Origin of the sequence: Salinibacterium sp. NK8237 (genome assembly GCF_015864955.1) — a bacterium.
Lineage (GTDB): Bacteria > Actinomycetota > Actinomycetes > Actinomycetales > Microbacteriaceae > Rhodoglobus.
The window spans coordinates 541,123-562,993 of sequence record NZ_JADYWE010000002.1 but is presented as its reverse complement, the minus strand read 5'-3'; the positions used below and the strand labels follow the sequence as shown (position 1 = coordinate 562,993).

The window sequence follows — 21,871 nt, the reverse complement described above, 5'->3', positions numbered from 1 at the left end:
TGCGCTGGCCTGGTCGGGCCACGCAGTCGTTAGGGAGTGGTGCCCGCGATGAACGGCTTCGAACCGGTCGCACGGGCAATAAGTTTGTCGAGCACTTCGGGGTCAGTCGTGTTTTCGGCCAGCCGATTGGGCTTGCCTTCTCCGTGATAGTCACTCGAGCCGGTGATCTCCAGCCCAAATTTCTTGACGACAGTCAGCAGCCACTCTTTGCCTTCGTCGGTGTTGTCGCGATGGTAAACCTCAAGCCCGAAGAGACCGTTGTCGACGAGTTCACGGATCACCGCGTCATCCATTGACCGATATTTTCCGTGGGCGGCCGGATGCGCGAGCACGGGCACTCCCCCGGCAGCGACGATCATCTTCACACCCTCGAGCGGAGTCGGCGCGTAGTACTTCTCGTAGTAACCGCCTTGCCAATGCAGGATGCTCTCGAACGCAGCGCTGCGATTGGCGACGTGGCCTTTGCGCACGAGCGCGTCGGCGATGTGCGGGCGCCCGAGCGTCGTGCCGTCTGACGATTCGGCGAGCACGTCATTCCAACTCAGGTCGTAGTCCTGAGAGATCTTCTCGACGATACGTTCGGCGCGACGAAGTCGACCATCACGAATGCGTGCCGTTTCTGACACGATCGTGCGATCGAGCGGATCAAAGAGGTAGGCGAGCACGTGCACGCTGGCCGGCCCAAAATTGGTGCTCAACTCCATGCCGGGAATCACATTGATTCCCGATACGGATGCCGCAGAAATGGCCTCGTGCCAGCCGGCGGTGGAGTCGTGGTCGGTGAGCGCTACCGTACCGAGCCCAGCACGTGCGGCGGAGCGCACTAACTGGGTCGGGGTTTCGGTACCGTCTGACACGGCACTGTGAGTGTGCAGGTCGATCGGTGTGTTGAGCATTATGCAAGCCTATTGCTCTAGGCTCAGGTCGCTATGATTCAACGCTTTCTTGCGGCGATCTTTATACTCGCCACCGCAGCCGCCCTTATTGTCGCGGCGTGGCCTCAGTTGTTCTCTCTTGAGCAGACGGCCGTTATTGCCCAAGTAGTTTCGCTGCGGGGTCTGAGTGCTACTGCCGCGTTTGTGGCCGTGTTGGCGTTGACGCTGATCGCTCTGTTGTCGGTGCGGATGCACCGCTTCGCGGCATCCTTAGCGGTCATAGCTCTCGCCTTTAGTGCGCTCAGTCTGGTGGTGCTGGCGACGCGTGGTTTTGGCAGCCCCAGCTTTGAGACAAAAGCCGAGGGCGACATTACGGTGCTGTCCTGGAACACGCTCGGCGATGCGCCTGGAGCTCAAGCAATTGCTGACCTTGCGCTCGACAATGATGCCGACGTTGTGACGCTGCCGGAAACCACTCGAGAGTTGGGCTTCGAGATCGCACAGTTGATGGCCGAAGCAGACCGCCCGATGTGGGTGCACACACTTGCCTACGATCAAATTTCGAAGTCTCGTTCAACCACCGTGCTCATCAGCGTTGATCTCGGTGAGTACGACGTAGATCTGCAGACACGCACGACGTCGACGCTGCCGAGTGTCATCGCGATTCCTCACGACCCCGCGAACCCGACGATTATTGCCGTGCACGCTGTAGCCCCCGTGCAAGGCGAGATGGCGAACTGGCGCACCGACCTCGACTGGTTGGCCGAACAGTGCCGCGGCAGCAATGTCATCCTCGCCGGAGATTTCAATTCGACTCTCGACCACTATGCGTCTCTCACCGATGGTGCAGATTTCGCCATCGGCAGTTGCACGGATGCCGCTTCCGTCACCGATAACGCCGCAATCGGTACCTGGCCAACCCAGTTGCCCTCGCTGCTAGGCGCCCCCATCGACCATGTGATGTCGACGAGCGAGTGGACGACGACGGGAATGCGCGTAATCGAGTCGCACGATGGTTTCGGCAGCGACCACCGCCCGGTGCTGGCAACTCTCACTCCCACTCAGTAAGCACCCAGCCGCACCACCGCCGACCCCGTGGTCAGGCGGACTGCGAGCGATCCTCTGGATAGTGCGTTTTTCCACGCGAAGAGAGACACTAGAGGTATGGCAGATACTTCGGCTCCCAGCCCCCGCGCGACCTCTAACCGTTCTACGACCCCCCAGTCTTCTGGCTTCGCTGAGTACATCTCTACGGGATGGGCTGAGCGCGTTGACGCCGAGGTCACTCCCCGCGAGCAGGCAGCTTTTGCCGCCGCACGCCGCGAGCGCCTCTCACAACTTCACGTCGGCCAGCGCCTCATCATTCCGGCGGGTGCCGCCAAGGTGCGCTCCAATGACACCGACTACCCGTTCCGCGCCCACTCCACCTTTGCGCACGTCACCGGGTGGGGTTCGGATGTGGTTCCCGGCAGTGTTCTCGTGATGGAGCCAACCGCTATTGGCCACTCGGCCACTCTCTACTTCCGTCCGGCTGCAGGCCGCGACACGAATGAGTTCTATGCCAACCCGGATGTCGGAGAATTCTGGACCGGACCGCGCCCCTCGCTCGACAACGTCGCCACCGATCTCGGCCTCGAGACTCTCCCATTGGTGGAGTTTGCGGCAGTGCTCGACAGCATCGATGCGTCAACTCTGATCGTGCGCGATGCTGACCGTGATGTCACTGACCAGGTTGATGGCCGCCGCTTGCTCGCTGCCGATTCTGAAGCGCTCGAGCACGATGGTGACGACGAACTGAGCCGCGATCTCAGCGAACTGCGTCTCGTCAAAGACTCTTACGAGATCGTCGAGATGCGCGCCGCCGTTGACGCCACACAGATGGGCTTCAACGACGTCATCGCTGACCTGCCCAACATCGTGGAGCACACCCGCGGTGAGCGCCTCGTGGAGGGCACCTTCAACCGCCGCGCCCGCGCCGAGGGCAACACGGTCGGTTACGACACCATTGCTGCCTCTGGCCCGCACGCGTGCGTTTTGCACTGGACTCGCAACGATGGCCCCGTCAAGCCGGGCGACCTCATCCTGATCGACGCCGGCATCGAACTCGATAGCTACTACACGGCCGACATCACGCGCACCCTTCCCATCAGTGGCACCTTCACCGATGTTCAACGTCGCGTGTACAACGCGGTGCTCGAAGCCGCGGATGCCGCGTTTGCGATCGTGCGCCCCGGAATCAAGTTCCGCGACATCCACGCCGAAGCAATGCGTGTCATCGCTGAGAAGACCGCTGAGTGGGGTTTCCTGCCCGTCTCTGCCGAAGAGTCGTTGGAGGCTGACAAGCAGTTCCACCGTCGCTACATGGTGCACGGCACGAGCCACCACCTCGGCATTGACGTTCACGACTGCGCTGCAGCCCGTCGCGACATGTACCTTGATGGCGTGTTGGAGCCCGGCATGGTCTTCACGATCGAGCCCGGCCTCTACTTCCAGCCAGACGACCTCACCGTTCCCGAGGAATACCGCGGCATCGGCGTGCGCATCGAAGACGACATCGTCGTCACCGAAGACGGCGCCGAGAACCTGTCGGTGAACATCCCGAGAACAGCGGATGCCGTAGAAGCGTGGATCGCCCGCTCCTAGTTGTGCAGGCGCGCGTCAGCCCAGCGCGGCGCGCGCCACACCAGCACCGCGACTACGCGGCGCCCGTTGGTTACGGAGCCCGTTGCTTACTTCGCGGACTCGTCTGAGCGAGCGGTGTCGGAGCTGTCAGAATCCGCCTCAGCATCGTCACTGCTCTCGACGATGTCTGTGGGTGCCGGCGCTTCGGGTGCGGGCACGTGCGGTGCTGCGTGAACGCCCTGCATGCCGCCGGCAGTGCCGAGAATGGTGTGAGCCTTGGCGGTGAGGCCGGGCGCGATGATGATGTCGTAGTGATCAGCGAGCAGTTGTGAGGTTGCCGCGTAGTCGCGGCGTTTGCGCATGATCGAGTAGTTCACAACGCCAAAGATCATTCCGATGCCAGCACCGGCCACGATGGCGGCAAAGAAGATAGCAATCTGCTGCGTGGTGATGGGCGAAATGATGGTGGAGATCAGCCCGAAGAAGAGTCCGAGCCAGGCTCCGCTCGTGGCACCGGAGAGAGCTGCGCGGCCATAGCTGAGGCGAGCCGTGACCACCTCGACCGTCGTGAGCTCGCGACCGACGATCGCGACGCCCTTGACATCGAATTCCGCCTTGGCCAGTTTGTTCACTACGGCTTGGGCGTCGGTGTAGCTGGCATACCTGCCGAGTACGTCTCCGCGGGGCACACTCGATTGGAGGGGTGCGCGGCGGGAAAATCCACTGAAGTTACTCATCGGTTCATTCTCCCATGCGGGGGTAGGGTTTTAGTTGTGAGCACCTCAAGAGTATTCGTCGCCCGATTGGTGGGCTGCTCGATTTTCGACCCCAACGGCGACCGCGTAGGCAAGGTTCGCGACGTCCTGGTTGTTGAGCGCGGCGATGCGAGCCCTCGCGTGGTCGGAATGATCGCTGAAGTTCCCGGTAAACGCCATGTTTTCTTGTCGATTGGTCGTGTCACGAGCATTGGCTCGGGGCAGATCATCACCACGGGCCTTTTGAACTTGCGCCGCTTCGAACAGCGCGGTGGCGAGATTCGTGTCATGGCTGAGCTCTTGGGTCGGCGCGTGTCGATGCGCGATGGCTCTGGCGAAGCCCAAATCGAAGACGTGTCGATCGAAGAGGTCGACATTGGCGAGTGGGAAATCAGCCAGCTCTTCTTGCGTCGCCCGAAAGCTAGCGGTTCGCCGCTCTTCGCGAAGGGCCCCACCGACTTTGCCGAGTGGGATGAACTGAAGCACAACACGCACGAGGGCGAGGCCCAATCGGCGACTCAGCTCGTTGCGAGCTTCTCCGATCTTTTGCCAGCCGACCTCGCCAACGCGATGCTCGAACTCCCCATGCAGCGCATGATGGAAGTGGCTGAAGAGCTTTCCGACGATCGCCTCGCTGATGTGCTCGAGGAGATGCCCGAAAACGAGCAGGTCGCTCTGCTCAATAAGCTCGACGATGATCGTGCCGCCGACGTGCTCGACGAGATGCAGCCGGATGACGCTGCCGACCTCATCGCCCACCTCAGCGATGAGCGCGGCGAGATACTGCTCGACCTCATGGAGCCCGAAGAAGCCGAAGATGTGCGCTTCTTGCTCAGCTACGCTCCCGACACGGCAGGTGGACTCATGACCACCGAGCCCATCATTGTGTCTGCCGACGCCACTGTTGCGGAAGGTCTCGCCCTCATCCGTCGTCACGACCTTGCCCCGGCACTCGGTGCCGCCATTTGCGTCACGCTGCCGCCGTATGAGCCGCCGACCGGCCGCCTACTCGGTATGGTGCACTTCCAGCGGATGCTGCGCTACCCGCCCAATGAACGCTTGGGCGCCCTGATCGACCAATCGCTTGAACCGGTACGCTCGTCCACGACGGCCGCAGAGGTGTCGCGTATTCTCGCGAGTTATGACCTCGTGTCAGTGCCCGTGGTCGATGACAACCATCGCTTGCTCGGGGTGGTGACCATTGATGACGTGCTTGACCATCTACTGCCCGACGACTGGCGAAGTACCACTGACGAGTCGGCGAGCTTCGACGACACCTCTACGAGACCTCTAACCATCGTTCAGCAGAAAGAAATTCGCGCAGGGAGGGCAGCCCGTGGCACTAGCTAAGCGGTCACTTCGATCACAGCGCAATGAAGTGCGCCTCGACACCCCCAAGGGTTTGCGCAGCGGTTTCGGCATGTTCCAGAGTCGCGATCGCATGGGCCGCTACTCTGAGGCTTTTGCTCGCGGCATGGGAACCCCGTGGTTCCTCGTCGGTCTCTCCGCGTTCGTCGGCGTCTGGTTGATTTACAACACGAGCGCACCTTTGGATGCGCAGTTTGACCCGCGCTCCACCAACTTCACCCTGCTTACGCTCATCCTGTCGCTGCAGGCCTCCTACGCTGCGCCCATGATTCTGCTCGCCCAGAACCGTCAAGATGACCGCGACCGCGTGCAGATTGAACAAGACCGTCAGCGTGCAGAACGCAACCTCAACGACACCGAATACTTGGCACGCGAAGTTGTTGCGCTGCGCCTCGCCATGACCGACCTTGCCAGCAAGGACTTCATTCGCGCTGAACTTCGTGGCCTGCTCGAAGAACTCGAGAAAGACGACGACGCCGAAGCCGACACGGAGAACCGTGAACGCTGAGCTCGAAGCCGCGGTACTTGTCTCCCTCGCCTCGGTGATCGACCCCGAGATTCGGCGACCCGTGACAGAGCTCGACATGATCTCTGGGGTTTCTGTCGACGACGCTGGTGCGGCATCCGTGGGCCTGACTTTGACGATTGTCGGATGCCCGGCCGCAACCTCGATCGAACGTGACGTGCGCGAGGCTACCGAGCGTGTGCGCGGCATCACGGCGGTCACGGTTGACGTGTCGATCATGTCGCCGACGCAGCGCACTGCTCTCACCGAAAAGCTGCGCAAGGGCAAGCCCAAGACGATGCAGTTCGGGCCCGATTCACTCACCCAGATTGTGGCGGTGACAAGCGGCAAGGGTGGGGTCGGAAAGTCCACTCTCACTGCGAACCTTGCTGTCTCAATGGCCCAGAGCGGCCTGCGCGTTGGAGTGATCGACGCCGACGTGTTCGGCTTCTCGATCCCTGGGCTGCTCGGTCTGCACGGCGCCAAGCCCACTCAGGTCGGCGAGATGATTCTGCCGCCTGTTGCCTACGACGTGAAGGTGATCTCAATTGGCATGTTCGTCGAAGACAACACGGCCGTCTCGTGGCGTGGGCCGATGCTGCACCGCACGATTCAGCAGTTCTTGACCGACGTGTTCTTCGGCGATCTCGATGTGCTGCTGCTCGATCTGCCACCGGGCACGGGCGATGTCGCGATCTCGCTTGGGCAGTTGCTGCCGCACTCCGATGTCGTTGTCGTGACGACCCCGCAGTCTGCGGCGGCCGACGTCGCTGAGCGCAGCGGCCTCGTTGCTCGCCAAACCGGCCAGCGCGTGATCGGCGTCATCGAAAACATGGCCGGCCTCCCCCAGCCTGACGGCAGCGTGCTCGAACTCTTTGGTTCCGGTGGTGGGGCGGATGCCGCAGCCAAGCTCTCCACGCCAGACGAGCCCGTCACGGTGCTCGCCTCAATTCCGCTCAGTATCGCGCTGCGCGAGGGTGGTGATTCCGGGGTTCCCGTGGTGATCGCGGCTCCCGAGGATCCGGCGGCTCAGGCCATCGCTGCTCTTGCCACGACTCTCCGTTCGCTCAAGCGCAGCGTTGCCGGCCGCAAGCTCGGGCTCAGCCCGCGCTAACGCTGCTGTTCTGCACTGCTGCATCCGGACGCATCATCCGGACGCATTCGCAGCACGGCATCCCGAAAGCAGGCTATTGACTTTCGATAGATATACATCGATTATCGATGCATGGAACTTTCTCTACCCCGTCCGTCTCTTGGCGCAGCAATAGCGACGTGGATTGCACTCGGCCTGCTCGCGATCGCAGTATTAGCGAGTTGCATCGCCCTAGTGCCGCTATCGCAGCTGGCCGCAACCGAGTATCCAGAGTTTGACGACCTGCGGGTTCCGCTACTCACGTTGGCCCTCGCTTTTGGGCTCTGCGTTGAAGTGATTCTCGCGTCCACAGCCGTTCTGGTCGGCTTTATCCGGCAAGACGAGATCTTCAATCCTGATGCAGCACGACTAGTGAACCTGCTCGCCATCAGCGTTGTGGTTGCCACCGTTTTAGCAGGAGCAACGCTCGCTTTCATCCCAGGCCCACCGCTGCTGGGTTTCGCGGTTATCGCGAGCGTTCTGGTCGGCGTGACACTCTTCCTCGTTCTCCTTGTGCTGAGATCTCTGCTGCAGCGAGCTGTGCTGATGAGAACCGAACTTGATGAGGTTGTGTAATGGCAATACGCATCCTCATCGACCGCCTCCTCCTTGAGCGCGGCATGTCAGTGGGAGAGTTCGCCGAGGCCGTGGGAATAACCCCCGCCAACGTCGCCGTACTCAAGAACGGGCGAGCTCGGGCCGTGCGATTTTCAACTCTGGATTCGATCTGTCGCGTTCTGGATTGCCAGCCCGGCGACATCCTCGTGTGGGATGACGAACAGCAATAGTCGCCGCCAGTTCGTTCGCCCCGTTAACGCAAAAACACCACAGCAGTAATTGCTGTGGTGTTGCGTAAACCGACTGGCGGTTGGCTACGGCATGGTGTTGTAGCGACGGGTGGGCACGCGACGGTATCCGTCGGTTGCAACGGCACGCAGGGTTGCGGCGATACCGGTTGCGGCGAGTGCCACGATGATGATTAGTTCGAAGTTCATGTCTATAGTCTGGCCGTGGCCAACCTTTTAGAACAAGATGATCTTCCTTATCTAACCTTGTAGAGTAACTACATGGATATTCGGCGCTTGGAGTTGCTTCGCGAGCTAGCCGACCGCGGCAGTATTACGGCGGTCGCCAAGGCAACGATGCGCACGCCATCGGCCGTCTCTCAGCAGCTCAAAATTCTGGAACGCGAGGCCGGAATCCCTCTCACTGAGCGCGTAGGCCGGGGCATCGTCTTGACGTCGGCCGGCCGGGCGCTCGCCCACACCGCGGCCGATGTGGCTACCGCAATCGAGAAAGCCGAAGCACTGTGGAACGACTTTCGAGAGTCCCCGCGCGGAGACGTCACCATGACCATCTTTCCCACCGGTGGCGAGATGTTGCTGCCGGGGCTGTTTCACGCTGTCAATCGCCAGCAGGGGCTCACCCTGAGCTGCCACGACCAAGACTCTGTGCTCGAAGATGTCGCCAACCTCACCGCCGACTACGACGTCGTCGTCTCCGACTCACCGCACGTTCTCCCCGCCTGGACCGAGCGGGGGCTCGCCGTCGTTCCTCTCATGCGTGAGTCTCTGGATGTCGCACTCCCCGAAGATCATCCCCTCGGCCGCAAGGCGGCGCTCACCCCCGCTGACCTTCTCGACGAAACGTGGATCGGGGTACCCTCCGGTCTACCGTTCGACCGCATTCTCCGGCGAATCGAAGCGGCAAACGGTGCTCCAGCGAAGGTCGCCCAACGCCTGACCGACAACAGCATTGTGGAAGCCGTCGTGGCAGCCGGCCACGGCATCGCCATCCTGCCGCGCTTCACGACCCGAGACCGCGAGAACGGCCTCATCACCCGCCCCCTCAAAGGTGTGCCGTCGTCTCGCCTCATCTCGGCACTGCTGCGCCCCGACCGCGCCGAACGTCCCTCCGTGCGCGCGATCGTCAAGGCCCTCGTGGATGAGGCGACGCGCTTCGAACGGGAGCACACGGTCTAGCGCTGCCGCGCATCCGCCCGCTTAGAATCACGGAGTGGAATACTCGCTACGCCCCAGCACCGCGCACGATCTCGACTGGTTGCTTGACCTTCGCACAGTTGAACTTCGGGCCGACCTCGAACGCCACGGCATCTTCGACCCCGTGCGGGTGCGCACCTGGATGAGCGACGCCTTCGCGCCCGAGAACACTCAGATCATTCGGGTCGCCGGCGAGGATGTCGGCTCGATTAGCGTGCGCCACGAACCGGATGCACGCTGGATCGAACACTTCTATCTGCCCTCGCGCCTGCAGGGGCACGGCATCGGCAGCCAGGTTCTCGCCGAAGTGCTCTCCCGGCCAGACCACCGCCCCTTTCGCCTCATGGTGCTTCAGGGCAGCGCTGCGCTGCGGCTCTACGCACGACACGGTTTCACGCCCTACGACGAAGACGACCACGACGTGTGGATGACGCGACCCGCCTCCGTCTCGTAACGCTCGAAGCGACAGCGCCCTACTCGGTCGGCTCGATCAGTCGCGCGAGCAGTTCGATAAGCAGGCGTTCGGTGAGCGGTGCTGGCATCGCGGCGATGAGGGCCAACAGTGGCGCCATCCGGTCGGGAAGCCCGTGGTCGCCAGCACCGATGCCGAGCGCGCCGAGGAGGCCCGCTGCGGTCGCCGAATCGAGAGGTGCGGCATCCGGGTTCCCCAACGCTGCGAGCGCCTCAGCGGGTAATGTCGCCAGTACAGCTTCTGCGGAGACGGGCGGCACGCCGCGCACTTCGCCAGCTGCCGCTCGCAGCGCCGCGCTCAAATCGTCGAGCACGTTCGCGGTCACGGGAGTCACCGTGAGGTGGGTCGTGGCGGGCAGCATCGTTCCGTCACTCTGCACGAGTGACGGCTGCAGTTGCAGCAAGAAGCCATGCTCGCGCGTTTGGTCTGCCCAGTGGTGCGGGTCAACGCGGCGGTCAACAGCAACCGAGTCATCGGATGCGATAGCTAACAGCGGTCCGACCGGGTTGCCCACAACGCGGAGGCCCTCAATCTCGCCGATGACGTCGCGCAGGGCCTGAGTGGACCGCGCACACGATTCAGAGAGCTCGGCGAGCCCACTCGTGCCGAGTGCCTGAATAATCGCCCACGCAGCCGCGAGCGGCCCCGCAGATTTCGAGCCCAAAATGGTGGGGTTCACGATCGGGTAGCCCGGCCACTGCGTCGTCGCAAAGTACTGCGTGCGTTGGCGGTCACGACCGCGCTGCAGGATCACCGAGGCGCCCTTGGGCGAGTAGCCAAACTTGTGCAGGTCGGCGCTGATGCTCGTGACGCCCGGCACTTCAAAGTTCCAGGGGGCGACGCCCTCCCAGAACGGAAGCACCCAGCCCCCGATGCAGGCATCAACGTGACAGGCGATTCCGCGCTCGGCTGCTGCGGCCGCGACCTCCACAACGGGGTCCATCGCGGCGTGCGCATAGCTCGGAGCCGACACCACCACGAGAGCAACATCGTCGCCCATGCGTGCAATGAGATCACTAGCGGCAACGTCGCCGCCCGGCCCAACCGGCACGAGATCCAGTTCTAGCCCAAAGTAGTGGGCTGCTTTCTGGAACGCCGCATGCACGGTCACTGGGGCCAACAACCGGGGCATTCCAGTGCGCGCCGAAGCGCCCGTTCCCCGCCAGACGTCGCGCGCCGTCTTGACAGCCAGCAGGCAACTTTCGGTGCCGCCGGTCGTGACGGTGCCGACGACATCCTCATCGCCACCGAGCATGTCGCGGGCAAAGCCAAGCACTTCGCGTTCCATGACGGCAACCGAGGTGAAGGTCGTCGGGTCGAGGCCATTGACGGGCTGCACGGCACGAATGGCTTGAGCTGCCAGTTCGTCGAGCTCCGCGAGGCCGGAGTCGTAGACATACGACAGCACATGGCCACCGTGGGTGGGAGCATCCGCTTCGCGTAGCGCGTTGAGGCGCTCAAGAATATCGGCGGGCTGGTGGTCGAACTTCATCGGGTCTCCTGATCGTTCGAAGTGGTGGTTGGGCCACTTGTCGGGTGGGGGTCAGCATCGGCATGGTCAATGTCGCTGCGGCGCAACGGGTAGCGCCTAAAGGTCAGCAGCGAGAGGCCGATGATCACGGCGGGCACGATGCTGAAGCTGATGATGATTCCGGCGATGGCCGAATCGGGCTGGGCGACCGTCTGATTGGCGACCGATTCGAGATAACCGGATGCCGCGAGCACGGTCGTGAGCACCGTGGCCCCGAGTGCCATGCCGGTGGTTTCCCCCGCGGTCCAGACTCCTCCGAAGGTGCCGGCCGAGGCGATGCGGTGCCGGCGGGAGTCGTGGGAGATCACGTCGGGCAGCATCGACATCGGCAGTGCCTGCATTCCGGCGTAGCCGGCTCCGGCGAGCGCGACGGGCGCATAGATCCACGCGCCGGGGGCCCACAGTTGCGGCACGATCAGCAGGGCGCCGAGGCCATAGCAGGCGGAGGCCCACACGAAGGCGCGCTCTTTGCCGATGCGGCGGGAGATGGCAGCCCAGACCGGAGCGAAGAGCAGTGCTGGCCCGATGAGCGACACGAAGAGGATCGCCACTCCGGTGCCGAGCACCCAGGTCGCCACATACTGCGCGCCCGCGAGCATCACGCCCGTGGCAAGCGCTTGCAGCAGGAAGGTCAGCAGCAGGGCCCGGAATGGCTGGCTGCGCTTGAGCGCGGCGATTCCCGACTTATAGGTGTCGACGATCGACACCGTCGGCGTCAGCGAGACGGTGCCGGTGCGAGCCGAGAACGACGAAATGACGAGCGAGACGCCCATGAGCGCGGCGGCCGAAACGGCCATCACGAGATAGCCGAGTCGTTCATCCGCAAAGGCATCACGGATTTCGGGTGCACCAGCGCCGAACAGCAGAATCGCCACCGTGAGCACGACGACGCGCACCGCGAGCAACCGAGTGCGTTCGTCATAGCTGCGGGTGAGTTCGGCGGGCAAGGCGATATACGGCACTTGGAACATACTGAACGCGGTTGCCGTGGCGACGAAGGCGATGAACACCCAGATGCCCGACGCAAGCGGGCCGATACCGGCCGGCACCGCAAACGTGATGACAAACAAGATCGGCAACAGGATGGCACCAAGCAGCATCGCTGGCCGCCGAGTGCCATGGTGCGCCAGGCTGCGGTCGCTGCGCGCACCAATCACGGGATCGATGATTACGTCCCACACTTTCGCTGCGGTCACGAGGATGCCGGCGGCAAGCGCCGCAATCCCCAGCGTGTCGGTCAGGTAGTACACGAGCACGAGCCCGGGCAGGGCACCAAAACCACCGGTGCCGAGCGAACCGATGGCATAGGTGGCGATGGAGCTTCGGGAAAGAGCTCGCGGCGCTGCGGTCGTCATCTTCGTGAGCCTAGCGCTTTGCTCAGCCGAAATTGTGGCGCACGGTCGTAGTGTTGGGTTATGTCGCCTCACACAGTCACTTCGCTCATCGGGTCACGTCGCCGCGACACTCTCGTCGCCCAGCTGCGGTGCACCACCTCCGACACGGCCACCGTGATTGCCCCCTTCACGGGCAAGGCCCTGCATGAGTTGCCGCAGAGTTCGACCCGGGATGTTCGGGATGCCGCGACATCCGCCCGCCGAGCGCAGCGCGCCTGGCAGTCCGCTGGCTTTGCCTACCGTCGCCGCGTGCTGCTGCGCGCGCACGACCTGCTGCTCGAGCGCAAGGATGAGCTACTCGACCTGCTGCAGACGGAGTCAGGCAAGACGCGTGGTCAAGCGTTCGAAGAGATCTTTCAGGCCGCGACGATCACTCGTTACTACGCCGTTTCTGCCGAGCGTGTGTTGGCCACCAAGCGTCGCCGAGCGGGTATTCCGCTGCTGATGTCGACGCGCGTCAGCTACTCCCCCAAACAACTCATCGGCGTAGTCACTCCGTGGAACTATCCGATCGCACTCGGGGCAATGGATATCGTTCCCGCCCTCGCTGCCGGCAGTGCCGTCATCCAGAAGATCGACAATCAGGGCGCGCTGTCGATGCTCGCAACCCGCGAGGCCTACATTGATGCGGGCGTGCCTGCTGCCGTCTGGCCAATTCTGGCGGGCCCCGGCGACCAGGTCGGCAATGCCGTTGTCGATAACAGCGACTACATCTGTTTCACCGGCTCGACACCGACGGGCACCAAGGTCGGCAAGCGCGCCGCCGGGCGTCTGATCGGCGCCTCCCTTGAGTTGGGCGGCAAGAATCCGCTGCTCGTGCTCGGTGACGCCGACCCAGTGCAGGCCGCTGAGGATGCCGTCTACGCCTGCTTCGCCTCGATGGGCCAGCTGTGCGTCTCGATCGAACGTATCTACGTGCACAAGTCGATCGCTGCGGAGTTCTCTCGCGCCTTCGCCGAACGCGTGAACGCTCTCTCCCAGACCTCCGCCCTCGATTACTCGGGCGACGTGGGATCGCTCACGTCGAAGGCCCAACTCGAACGCGTGCAAGCGCATGTCGAGGATGCCGTGACCAAGGGTGCCACTGTTCTCGCTGGCGGAATCCCCCGCCCCGATCTCGGCCCCTACTTCTACGCTCCGACCGTGCTGACGGATGTCACCGCCGAGATGGAGTGCTTTGCCAACGAAACGTTTGGCCCGGTTGTCGCGATCACGAGTGTCGAGAGCGACACCGACGCGATCAACCGCGCTAACGACACCGAGTTCGGCCTCAATGCCTCCATCTTCAGCGGTTCGATCGCTCACGCGCGCCGCCTTGCCGATCGATTGGATGCGGGCAGCGTCAACATCAACGAGGGCTACCGCGGTAGCTTCTCGAGCGTCGATGCGCCGATGGGCGGCATGAAGCACTCAGGCCTAGGACGTCGAAACGGGCCAGAAGGCATCCTGCGTTTCGTGCAATCGCGCACCGTCTCGCAGTCGAATGGCATTCTGCAGTTGCCACGCTCGGGCGCCGAATTTGCGGCAATGGCTGGCCTCATGGTGACGCTGCTCGGCGTGCTGAAACTGCTGCGCCGCCGCTAAAGCTCAGCCGCGCCGTGGCGGCGTGCGGGGTTGCTGCGTTGCGGGGTTACTGCGTTACCGCGTTGCTACGTTGCTTCGTTATCGAAGGGCGCGATTTCGCCGGCCTTCAGTTCAGCTTTGAGTTGCGATTGGCGTTCAGCGAGCGCTGCTTGCCGTTCGGCGTAGGCGGCTGAGCGTGGAGGCCGCACCTTGACGGGCGGCGTCTCGTCTTCAAGAAGGGCATCGCGGATGATGCGACGGGGGTCGTACTGGCGCGGGTCGAGCTGCTTCCAGTCGATGTCGTCGAAGTCGGGGCCCATCTCTTCGCGCATGCGATCCTTGGCGCCGTTGGCCATGTCCCGCAGTGAGCGGACGAGGCGCGCGAGTTGCGACGCGTAATAGGGCAAACGGTCTGGGCCAAGCAAAAAGACAGCGATGATCCCGATGATCAGGAGTTTGTCGAATGTGAGACCGAAGGACACCCGCTTAGCTTACCGCTGCCTTTGCCCCCTGCGTCTACAGTTGACCACAGCGATAGGAGCAATGTGTCAGACAAGCAGTTGAGTTGGAAATACGCCGAGGAGTTCGTCGTTGAACCCCCAGAGATCGCTGCGGCGCGCGTACATTCCAGCGAGCTAGGAGTCGAAGCGGTGAGCCCCGCTGTCGGTGCTCAGTTGGCTCTACTCGCCGCCGCTACCAGCGCTAAGAGCATCATCGAAGTCGGCACCGGCGTCGGCATCAGCGGGCTCTGGATGCTCACCGGCAGCCCGAGCGCGCTGCTCACGACGATCGACTCCGAGATCGACCACCAGCAGGTTGCCCGTTCTGTCTTTACCGAGGCCGGCATCCAGGCCAACCGCGTGCGTCAGATCGGCGGCAAAGCAGCCGAAGTTCTACCTCGCATGAATGAGTCGAGCTACGACCTCGTTTTTATCGACGCGGACCCACAGTCGGTTATTGAGTATGTCGAACACGGCCTGCGCTTGGTGCGCCCCGGCGGAGTTGTGGCCGTCGCGCATGCTCTCTGGCGCGATCGTGTGCCGGATCCCGCCCAGCGCGATGCCACGGTGGCCAACTTCCGTTCACTGCTCAAAGAGATTTCCCAGTCGACCGCCGTGATTAGCTCGTTGATTCCCGTCGGCGATGGGCTTTTGCAACTCACCAAGCTCAGCGACTAACGCGCTCAGCGAACGCTCATCCGTCGTTCAGGCTCGCGTCCGTAGTGTGGAGTGAACCGCGACACCTCGACGAACACGACTGAGCGCGCGCTGCTGAGGAACTGGGGTCTCCGCACGCCGTGAGAACGGAGCATCCATGAACAGCATTGATCGTGACGGCTGGGTGCGCGTTCGAGGGGCCCGCGAAAACAATCTCGCCAATATCGACCTCGATGTGCCGCGGGATTGCATGGTCGCCTTTACCGGCATCTCCGGCTCGGGAAAGTCCTCTCTCGCGTTCGGCACCCTCTACGCCGAGGCACAGCGTCGTTACTTCGAATCGGTCGCCCCCTACGCTCGGCGTCTGCTCAACCAGGTGGGCGCGCCCGACGTGACAGACATCACCGGTCTCCCGCCCGCCGTCGCCCTCCAACAGCGTCGCGGAGCGCCAAGCTCGCGCTCGAGCGTCGGCACGATCACAACCCTCTCGAACCTGTTGCGCATGCTGTATTCCCGCGCCGGAACATACCCCGCTGGCGTCAGCCATTTGTCGGCCGAAGCCTTCTCGCCGAACACCGCGACCGGAGCGTGCCCACGCTGCCACGGCCTCGGCGTCGTGCACGACGTGACCGAAGACCTTCTCGTTCCCGACCCCACACTCTCGATTCGCGATGGCGCTATCGCCGCGTGGCCGGGAGCGTGGCAGGGCGCGAACCTCAAGAGCATCGTCAACGGTCTCGGCATCGACACCCGTGCGCCCTGGCACACCCTCAGTCGAAAAGATCGCGATTGGCTGCTGTATACCGAAGAGCAGCCCTCCGTCTTCATCCGGCCAGAAGAGGGCCGCGTCGACCACGGCTACAACGGCAAGTTCTGGAGTGCCCGCAAGCACATCATGAACGTGCTCTCTCAATCCCAGAGCGAGCGGATGCGCGAGCGCGCGCTCCGCTTCGTGCAGAGCATGACGTGCCCCGAGTGCGGCGGAAGCGGCCTGCAGGCAAACGCGCTGTCCGTCACGTTCGCGGGGCTCAGTATCGCCGAGATGAATGCCGTGCCGCTATCTGACCTCGCAGACCGTCTTCGCGAAGGCATGGGCGCTCGTGATAGCGACGCTCTGAACGACGCGACTGAGGGATACGAGGTCGCACGCCGCATCGGTGACGACGTCATTGCCCGCGTTGACGTGCTGCTTGACCTCGGGCTCGGTTATCTCAGCCTCGGCCGCAACTCCACCACGCTCTCCCCCGGTGAAGCGCAGCGCCTGCGCATCGCCACCCAGCTCCGCTCCGGCCTCTTCGGGGTCGTCTATGTGCTCGATGAGCCCTCGGCGGGATTGCACCCGGCAGATGCCGCACCGCTCCTAAAAGTGCTCGATCGTTTGACGGAATCCGGCAACTCCCTGTTCGTTGTAGAGCACGACCTTGACGTCATTCGGCGTGCCGACTGGATCGTCGACATCGGGCCCGGCGCTGGCGAAGGCGGCGGGCAGCTCGTGTACTCCGGCCCCGTCGACGGCCTCAAGGATGTGCCCGAATCTGTCACCGGCCGGTATCTCTTTCCGCAGCATGCTCGCCCGGCGCGCGAGGTGCGCACCCCAGAGTCGTGGGTGCGGCTCGACAGGGCATCGCTGCACAACATCCGGGATCTCACCGTCGACTTCCCGCTTGGCGTGATGACCGCGGTCACCGGCGTCTCGGGCTCAGGCAAGTCAACGCTCGTGACCCACGTTCTCGCGCAGGCCGTGCGCACTCATCTCGGCACCGCCCCGGATGACGCTGCTGAGTCGGATGACCAACTCCACGACCTCACACTCCACGACACCACCGGCCTCGACTCCTTCGACCGCCTGGTGCTCGTCGATCAGCGCCCGATCGGCCGCACCCCGCGCTCGAACCTTGCAACCTACACGGGCATGTTCGATGTCGTGCGCAAGCTCTTCGCGGCCACCGACGAAGCCCACAAACGCGGCTACACGGCCAGCCGGTTTTCATTCAATGTCGCCGGCGGACGCTGCGAAACCTGTCAGGGCGAGGGCTTTGTCTCGGTCGAGCTGCTGTTCCTGCCCGGAACCTACGCACCGTGCCACACGTGCCACGGGGCGCGCTACAACGACGAAACGCTCGAAGTCACCTACCTCGGCAAGAACATCGCCGAGGTGCTGGGCATGACCGTCAACACCGCCGCAGAATTCTTCGCCGAATCCACCTCGGCGCTGCGCAGCCTCGACACCCTGCGCGATGTTGGCCTCGGCTACCTGCGACTCGGTCAGCCGGCCACAGAACTCAGCGGCGGTGAAGCGCAGCGGATCAAGCTCGCCACCGAGCTGCAGCGTGCTCGGCGCGGTCACGCGCTCTACCTGCTCGACGAACCGACCGCAGGGCTTCATCCGGCAGACACCGAACTCTTGCTCGCACAGTTGCAACGACTCGTGGATGCCGGCAACACTGTCGTGCTTGTCGAGCACGACCTCGCCACCATTGCTGCCAGCGACTGGGTAATCGATTTGGGGCCCGGCGGCGGAGACAAGGGCGGCACGATCGTGGCAACAGGAACTCCGCACGACGTTGCGGCTGGTCCTGGTGCGACAGCGAAATACCTGAGCGAGTGGATCGGCAACGAACGTGTGCGCTAGCGTCCCTCGCGGAAAAAACGAAAAAGCACCGAGCACGAAATAATCGTGTTCGGTGCTTAGCGTCGACTACCACCGCACATAAGCGAAGCAGCCGAATAAGGCTATGAAGTGCTAGGCGGGTGTTACAACGCCCGCGAGTGCATCGTGTAGTTCTTTTGCTTCATCATCGTTAACAGAAACAACGAGACGACCGCCGCCTTCGAGAGGTACACGCACGACAATAAGTCGGCCCTCTTTGACAGCCTCCATCGGCCCGTCACCGGTCCTCGGCTTCATGGCTGCCATAGATAGTCCCCTTTCATCGGTACTAGTTTTCTATTATCCCGCAAAAACCGCCGATACTGAAACTCTGTCGAGTCATTCACCCGCGGGACACCTTTAGGGCGGGGTCCAGTCATAGCCATCCACCCACCACGCCACGTGGATCCACGCCCACTGTCCGGCAATACACGCCGCGAGGAGCAGCCCGCGATACACGCGGGACTGCGGCAAGGCGAGAGCTCCCGCCAGCGGAAACAATGGCATGAGGAGCCGGAACGTGCTCGATTGTGGAAAAAATACGGCCAGCAGATAGAGCGCGTAACTGGCAACCCACAGCCGTAGATCCACGCCAAGCCGTCGCGCAGGCTTGGTGAGGAGAAAAACGAAGAAAGCAAGAATGCCAGCGACCACCATCACCACCAGCAGCCACTGCGGCATCCGCCACCACTGCGCCCAAAATTCGGCCCCTTGGAACCACGCCGCAAACGGCACCAACTCGCCATAGCCGACATAGGATGCCCGCCACGCGAGCTCGGTATCGGTATACGCCGAGAGAGACCCTGTAACGGCAGCGGCAATCAGCAACCACGCAAACCCCATGATCAGACTGAACACCGTCGCCGAGACAGCAGCAACCCGCTCCCGCGGCGGAAACTCCTCGCTGCGACGAATCCACCAGCGATAAACAACGTGGAGCCCGAGCGCGAGCGCGAACGCCAAGCCGCTCGGGCGCGTCAGAGACATGATCGCGATCACGGGGAACAGCATCCAATACTGGCGCTTCATCAACCAATACAGCGCAAGGGTCAGCAAGAAGAGATACATCGACTCGGCGTAGGCGACCTGCAGGATGGCCGACAGTGGTGCGAAACAGAAGATCGCGACCGAAAAGAGGGCGGTCCGCGCAGGCAAGACGAGGTGCATCACGCGGTAGAAAAGCAGTGCCGCTCCGAGAGAGAACGCGACCGAAACCATGACTCCTGCCACAGCAAAATCAAGCGTCGTCAGCGTCATCACGAATCGCACTAGGAAGGGATACGCAGGCATGAACGCCCACGCATTCTCACCAACATGACCGTCATCGGTCAGCGGCAGCTCCGTCGGATACCCGGCCAACGCAATGATGTAGTACCAGTGGCCGTCCCAAATCTTCGCGAACGAGAAGTAGTCGGGAGCGGGGCCCGTCCACGGGTTCTGGCCTTGAATCGAGGCGAACCACAACAGCAGCGACGTCGTCACGACCCGCGAGGCAGCAAAGATCGCGATTACGGCGACCCACCAACGCTCGGGAGCAAGGATCGCGGTTGTTGCGCGGCGCACCGCGGAGGCGAGGGAGCCGGTTGACGCTAGCGAGCCGTCAGCCACGCCCGCAGTCCCTGCTCGCACGCCACGATCTCGCTGGTAGCGACGCGCTCATCGTCGGCGTGGGCGCGCAGCGGGTTGCCGGGGCCATAGTTCACGGCGGGAACGCCGAGTTCAGCGAAGCGTGCCACATCGGTCCAGCCATATTTGGGGGCTGCCGTGCCACCGACCGCGGCGAGGAAATCACGGGCGAGCGGAGCATCCAGTCCGGGGCGTGCGCCGCCAGCAAGGTCAGTGACTTCGAACTCGAAGCCAGCGAAGACCTCACGCAAGTGTTGGATCGCTTGCTCGGTACTGCGGTCGGGGGCGAACCTAAAGTTCACGGTCACTGTCGCGGCATCCGGAATCACATTGCCGGCAACACCACCGGTGATGCCCACGGCGTTGAGTCCCTCGCGGTAGACGAGGCCATCGACCTCGTGCTGCTCAGGCTCATAAGCGGCCAGGATGTCGAGCACCGGAGCCGCAGCGTGAATGGCGTTCTCGCCCATCCACGCACGCGCAGAGTGCGCGCGCAACCCGGTGAGATGGATGTCGATGCGGGCGGTGCCATTGCAGCCGCCCTCGACCGTGGCGTTCGACGGTTCACCAATGATTGCGAAGTCACCCGCCATCAGATCGGGACGGTTGCGTGCGATACGGCCGAGCCCGTTGAGGTCTGCTGCAACTTCTTCGTGGTCGTAGAAAATCCAGGTCACATCAACGGCGGGGTCAGTGAGTTCTGCGGCGAGCTTGAGCGCGATCGCCACGCCGCCCTTCATATCGACGGTGCCGCGGCCCACGAGGTGCTCTTCGCCGTCGATCATCTCCAGCGTCGTCGGCAGGTTCTCGTTCACCGGAACAGTGTCGAGATGCCCGGCAATCACCACGCGCTGCGCCTTTCCGCCGTTCGTGCGGGCGACAACGGCATCCGCATCCCGAATCACCTCAAGGTGGCTGAACGCCTTGAGGGCCACCTCTACGGCATCCGCAATGCGCTGCTCGTTGCCGGAGACCGACTCGATATCGCAGATCTGGCGGGTCAGGTCGGGGCTTGAGGCACCCAAATCGAGCACGGGAACAGTGAGATCGGTCGCAGGCATGCACCCAGTGTAAGTAACCTTGATGCATGACTTCGCGCACAGCATGGGGATACGGACTCGCAACAATCGCCAGCGATGGAACAACACTTGATGTGTGGTTCCCCGCTCCGCACCTGGGAGCTATCCCTGAGGGCACTGACCCGCACTACACTCCCGCCGACCTCGAAGAGCACTTGGGCGCCGACGAGCGTCGTCGCGTGCGCACCGAATTCGTGACTGTTGAGATCGATTTGGATGCCGCACCGCAGAACGTTGCCGATGCCTACTTGCGTCTGCACCTGCTCAGCCACTTGCTCGTGAAGCCCAACAGCATCAACCTCGACGGCCTCTTTGGCGCACTGCCGATCGTCGTCTGGACCAACGCCGGAGCGGTGCACCCCGACGACTTCCGCGAACTGCGCGTCTCGCTCAAGCGTCACGGCATCGTCGTGACCGGCATCGACAAGTTCCCGCGGATGCTCGACTACGTTCTGCCCGAACGCGTGCGTATCGCCGATGCTTCGCGCGTTCGCCTCGGCGCCTACCTCTCCCCCGGAACCACCGTCATGCACGAGGGCTTCGTCAACTTCAACGCCGGCACGCTCGGTAGCTCGATGGTCGAGGGCCGCATCTCGCAGGGTGTCGTCGTGGGTGACGGTGCCGATATCGGTGGTGGAGCATCCATCATGGGAACCCTCAGCGGTGGCGGCACCGAACGCGTCTCGATCGGCGAGCGCGCTCTACTCGGCGCCAACTCGGGAATCGGAATCGCCATTGGTGACGACACCGTCGTCGAAGCCGGGCTCTACGTCACGGCCGGCACGAAGGTCACCATCATTGATGGTTCGGCGACGCCGCGCCGAGTCAAGGCCGTCGAGCTCAGCGGAGTCAACGGACTGCTGTTCCGCCGCAACTCTGTCACGGGGGCCGTCGAGGTATTGCCTCGCAGCGGTAGCGGGGTCGAGCTGAACACCGCGCTGCACGCCTAACGCACCCATCCACCGGGGGAAACAAAGGAGTTCGGCATCACAACTTTCACTGCGTCCCGCCCCCGTACGACACTGCGGCTGCGCGGTTATCGCGCAGCCGCGATCGTCGCCGCAGCCACTATTGCGCTCACCGCGTGCACCAGTGCCGAGAACGCGCTTGCCCCTGAGCTCACCCCCGCCCCCGTTGCGGCG

22 protein-coding genes are annotated in these 21,871 nt (G+C 63.1%); 13 read left to right on the top strand and 9 right to left on the bottom strand.

Going from position 1 to position 21,871, the window contains the following annotated elements:
• Positions 1 to 29: 29 nt before the first annotated feature.
• Entirely contained in the window at positions 30 to 896 is an 867-nt protein-coding gene (locus I6E56_RS13025) for a PHP domain-containing protein (RefSeq protein ID WP_197138925.1), read from the bottom strand.
• A gap of 33 nt (positions 897 to 929) precedes the next feature.
• On the opposite strand from I6E56_RS13025, the gene I6E56_RS13020 reads away from it, so the two are divergent.
• Both I6E56_RS13020 and I6E56_RS13015 read left to right on the top strand, forming a co-directional pair.
• Positions 930 to 1,943, top strand: a complete 1,014-nt coding sequence (locus tag I6E56_RS13020; protein WP_197138924.1) for an endonuclease/exonuclease/phosphatase family protein — start codon at positions 930 to 932, stop codon at positions 1,941 to 1,943.
• 96 nt (positions 1,944 to 2,039) lie between these two features.
• Positions 2,040 to 3,518, top strand: coding sequence for an aminopeptidase P family protein (locus I6E56_RS13015; RefSeq protein WP_197138923.1), 1,479 nt, complete (start codon positions 2,040 to 2,042; stop codon positions 3,516 to 3,518).
• Positions 3,519 to 3,604: 86 nt separating this feature from the next.
• Here the strand turns inward: I6E56_RS13015 and I6E56_RS13010 are convergent, their stop codons facing one another.
• Complete coding sequence (locus I6E56_RS13010; protein ID WP_197138922.1) at positions 3,605 to 4,234, bottom strand: general stress protein; 630 nt, start codon at positions 4,232 to 4,234, stop codon at positions 3,605 to 3,607.
• Positions 4,235 to 4,270: 36 nt separating this feature from the next.
• On the opposite strand from I6E56_RS13010, the gene I6E56_RS13005 reads away from it, so the two are divergent.
• The 5 genes from I6E56_RS13005 to I6E56_RS12985 all read left to right on the top strand — a co-directional run bounded on the left by I6E56_RS13005 (position 4,271) and on the right by I6E56_RS12985 (position 8,045).
• Positions 4,271 to 5,602, top strand: a complete 1,332-nt coding sequence (locus I6E56_RS13005) for a magnesium transporter MgtE N-terminal domain-containing protein (RefSeq protein ID WP_197138921.1) — start codon at positions 4,271 to 4,273, stop codon at positions 5,600 to 5,602.
• Entirely contained in the window at positions 5,589 to 6,128 is a 540-nt protein-coding gene (locus I6E56_RS13000) for a DUF1003 domain-containing protein (RefSeq protein WP_197138920.1), read from the top strand. Before I6E56_RS13005 ends, I6E56_RS13000 begins: the two co-directional genes overlap by 14 nt.
• Entirely contained in the window at positions 6,118 to 7,239 is a 1,122-nt protein-coding gene (locus I6E56_RS12995; protein ID WP_197138919.1) for a P-loop NTPase, read from the top strand. Before I6E56_RS13000 ends, I6E56_RS12995 begins: the two co-directional genes overlap by 11 nt.
• A gap of 111 nt (positions 7,240 to 7,350) precedes the next feature.
• Positions 7,351 to 7,833 (top strand): DUF2975 domain-containing protein, encoded by a 483-nt coding sequence (locus I6E56_RS12990; protein WP_197138918.1) that lies wholly within the window; start codon positions 7,351 to 7,353, stop codon positions 7,831 to 7,833.
• Positions 7,833 to 8,045, top strand: a complete 213-nt coding sequence (locus I6E56_RS12985; RefSeq protein ID WP_197138917.1) for a helix-turn-helix transcriptional regulator — start codon at positions 7,833 to 7,835, stop codon at positions 8,043 to 8,045. Before I6E56_RS12990 ends, I6E56_RS12985 begins: the two co-directional genes overlap by 1 nt.
• An 84-nt stretch (positions 8,046 to 8,129) precedes the next feature.
• Here I6E56_RS12985 and I6E56_RS15225 read toward each other — a convergent pair whose 3' ends face one another.
• On the bottom strand, positions 8,130 to 8,252 hold the full coding sequence (locus tag I6E56_RS15225) for a hypothetical protein (protein WP_255529328.1): 123 nt from the start codon (positions 8,250 to 8,252) through the stop codon (positions 8,130 to 8,132).
• A gap of 72 nt (positions 8,253 to 8,324) precedes the next feature.
• On the opposite strand from I6E56_RS15225, the gene I6E56_RS12980 reads away from it, so the two are divergent.
• Positions 8,325 to 9,239, top strand: coding sequence for a LysR family transcriptional regulator (locus tag I6E56_RS12980; protein WP_197138916.1), 915 nt, complete (start codon positions 8,325 to 8,327; stop codon positions 9,237 to 9,239).
• 34 nt (positions 9,240 to 9,273) lie between these two features.
• Positions 9,274 to 9,711: a GNAT family N-acetyltransferase gene (locus I6E56_RS12975; RefSeq protein WP_197138915.1), complete on the top strand. Its 438-nt coding sequence runs from the start codon at positions 9,274 to 9,276 to the stop codon at positions 9,709 to 9,711.
• Between the two features lie 19 nt (positions 9,712 to 9,730).
• Here the strand turns inward: I6E56_RS12975 and I6E56_RS12970 are convergent, their stop codons facing one another.
• Both I6E56_RS12970 and I6E56_RS12965 read right to left on the bottom strand, forming a co-directional pair.
• Positions 9,731 to 11,221, bottom strand: coding sequence for a pyridoxal-dependent decarboxylase (locus I6E56_RS12970; protein WP_197138914.1), 1,491 nt, complete (start codon positions 11,219 to 11,221; stop codon positions 9,731 to 9,733).
• A complete protein-coding gene (locus I6E56_RS12965) occupies positions 11,218 to 12,615 on the bottom strand; it encodes an MFS transporter (protein ID WP_197138913.1) in 1,398 nt (465 codons plus the stop codon). The genes I6E56_RS12970 and I6E56_RS12965 overlap by 4 nt, the downstream gene beginning before the upstream one ends.
• A 60-nt stretch (positions 12,616 to 12,675) precedes the next feature.
• On the opposite strand from I6E56_RS12965, the gene I6E56_RS12960 reads away from it, so the two are divergent.
• Positions 12,676 to 14,238 carry a succinic semialdehyde dehydrogenase gene (locus tag I6E56_RS12960; protein WP_197138912.1) on the top strand — a complete coding sequence of 521 codons (1,563 nt, stop codon included), beginning with the start codon at positions 12,676 to 12,678 and terminating at the stop codon, positions 14,236 to 14,238.
• Between the two features lie 65 nt (positions 14,239 to 14,303).
• Here the strand turns inward: I6E56_RS12960 and I6E56_RS12955 are convergent, their stop codons facing one another.
• A complete protein-coding gene (locus tag I6E56_RS12955; protein ID WP_197138911.1) occupies positions 14,304 to 14,699 on the bottom strand; it encodes a sec-independent translocase in 396 nt (131 codons plus the stop codon).
• A gap of 63 nt (positions 14,700 to 14,762) precedes the next feature.
• Here I6E56_RS12955 and I6E56_RS12950 point away from each other — a divergent pair, with 63 nt between their 5' ends.
• Entirely contained in the window at positions 14,763 to 15,395 is a 633-nt protein-coding gene (locus I6E56_RS12950; RefSeq protein WP_197138910.1) for an O-methyltransferase, read from the top strand.
• 136 nt (positions 15,396 to 15,531) lie between these two features.
• On the top strand, positions 15,532 to 18,006 hold the full coding sequence (gene uvrA / locus I6E56_RS12945; protein ID WP_197138909.1) for an excinuclease ABC subunit UvrA: 2,475 nt from the start codon (positions 15,532 to 15,534) through the stop codon (positions 18,004 to 18,006).
• 111 nt (positions 18,007 to 18,117) lie between these two features.
• Here the strand turns inward: uvrA and I6E56_RS12940 are convergent, their stop codons facing one another.
• The 3 genes from I6E56_RS12940 to dapE all read right to left on the bottom strand — a co-directional run bounded on the left by I6E56_RS12940 (position 18,118) and on the right by dapE (position 20,711).
• Positions 18,118 to 18,291 carry a DUF3117 domain-containing protein gene (locus I6E56_RS12940; protein WP_197107374.1) on the bottom strand — a complete coding sequence of 58 codons (174 nt, stop codon included), beginning with the start codon at positions 18,289 to 18,291 and terminating at the stop codon, positions 18,118 to 18,120.
• 93 nt (positions 18,292 to 18,384) lie between these two features.
• Entirely contained in the window at positions 18,385 to 19,632 is a 1,248-nt protein-coding gene (locus tag I6E56_RS12935) for a mannosyltransferase family protein (RefSeq protein ID WP_197138908.1), read from the bottom strand.
• Entirely contained in the window at positions 19,614 to 20,711 is a 1,098-nt protein-coding gene (gene dapE / locus I6E56_RS12930) for a succinyl-diaminopimelate desuccinylase (RefSeq protein ID WP_197138907.1), read from the bottom strand. Before dapE ends, I6E56_RS12935 begins: the two co-directional genes overlap by 19 nt.
• Positions 20,712 to 20,737: 26 nt before the next feature.
• Between dapE and dapD the strand changes: the two genes are divergently transcribed.
• Positions 20,738 to 21,679, top strand: coding sequence for a 2,3,4,5-tetrahydropyridine-2,6-dicarboxylate N-succinyltransferase (dapD, locus tag I6E56_RS12925; RefSeq protein WP_197138906.1), 942 nt, complete (start codon positions 20,738 to 20,740; stop codon positions 21,677 to 21,679).
• Positions 21,680 to 21,871 lie beyond the last annotated feature (192 nt).

Excerpts from the sequence above, each read along its gene's own strand:
- I6E56_RS12985 (WP_197138917.1), top strand. The coding sequence starts at position 7,833 with ATGGCAATACGCATCCTCATCGACCGCCTCCTCCTTGAGCGCGGCATG.
- I6E56_RS13025 (WP_197138925.1), bottom strand. The coding sequence starts at position 896 with ATGCTCAACACACCGATCGACCTGCACACTCACAGTGCCGTGTCAGAC.
- I6E56_RS12990 (WP_197138918.1), top strand. The coding sequence starts at position 7,351 with ATGGAACTTTCTCTACCCCGTCCGTCTCTTGGCGCAGCAATAGCGACG.
- I6E56_RS12980 (WP_197138916.1), top strand. The coding sequence starts at position 8,325 with ATGGATATTCGGCGCTTGGAGTTGCTTCGCGAGCTAGCCGACCGCGGC.
- dapE (WP_197138907.1), bottom strand. The coding sequence starts at position 20,711 with ATGCCTGCGACCGATCTCACTGTTCCCGTGCTCGATTTGGGTGCCTCA.
- I6E56_RS13020 (WP_197138924.1), top strand. The coding sequence starts at position 930 with ATGATTCAACGCTTTCTTGCGGCGATCTTTATACTCGCCACCGCAGCC.
- dapD (WP_197138906.1), top strand. The coding sequence starts at position 20,738 with ATGACTTCGCGCACAGCATGGGGATACGGACTCGCAACAATCGCCAGC.
- uvrA (WP_197138909.1), top strand. The coding sequence starts at position 15,532 with ATGAACAGCATTGATCGTGACGGCTGGGTGCGCGTTCGAGGGGCCCGC.
- I6E56_RS15225 (WP_255529328.1), bottom strand. The coding sequence starts at position 8,252 with ATGAACTTCGAACTAATCATCATCGTGGCACTCGCCGCAACCGGTATC.
- I6E56_RS12965 (WP_197138913.1), bottom strand. The coding sequence starts at position 12,615 with ATGACGACCGCAGCGCCGCGAGCTCTTTCCCGAAGCTCCATCGCCACC.
- I6E56_RS12960 (WP_197138912.1), top strand. The coding sequence starts at position 12,676 with ATGTCGCCTCACACAGTCACTTCGCTCATCGGGTCACGTCGCCGCGAC.
- I6E56_RS13015 (WP_197138923.1), top strand. The coding sequence starts at position 2,040 with ATGGCAGATACTTCGGCTCCCAGCCCCCGCGCGACCTCTAACCGTTCT.
- I6E56_RS12970 (WP_197138914.1), bottom strand. The coding sequence starts at position 11,221 with ATGAAGTTCGACCACCAGCCCGCCGATATTCTTGAGCGCCTCAACGCG.
- I6E56_RS12940 (WP_197107374.1), bottom strand. The coding sequence starts at position 18,291 with ATGGCAGCCATGAAGCCGAGGACCGGTGACGGGCCGATGGAGGCTGTC.
- I6E56_RS13010 (WP_197138922.1), bottom strand. The coding sequence starts at position 4,234 with ATGAGTAACTTCAGTGGATTTTCCCGCCGCGCACCCCTCCAATCGAGT.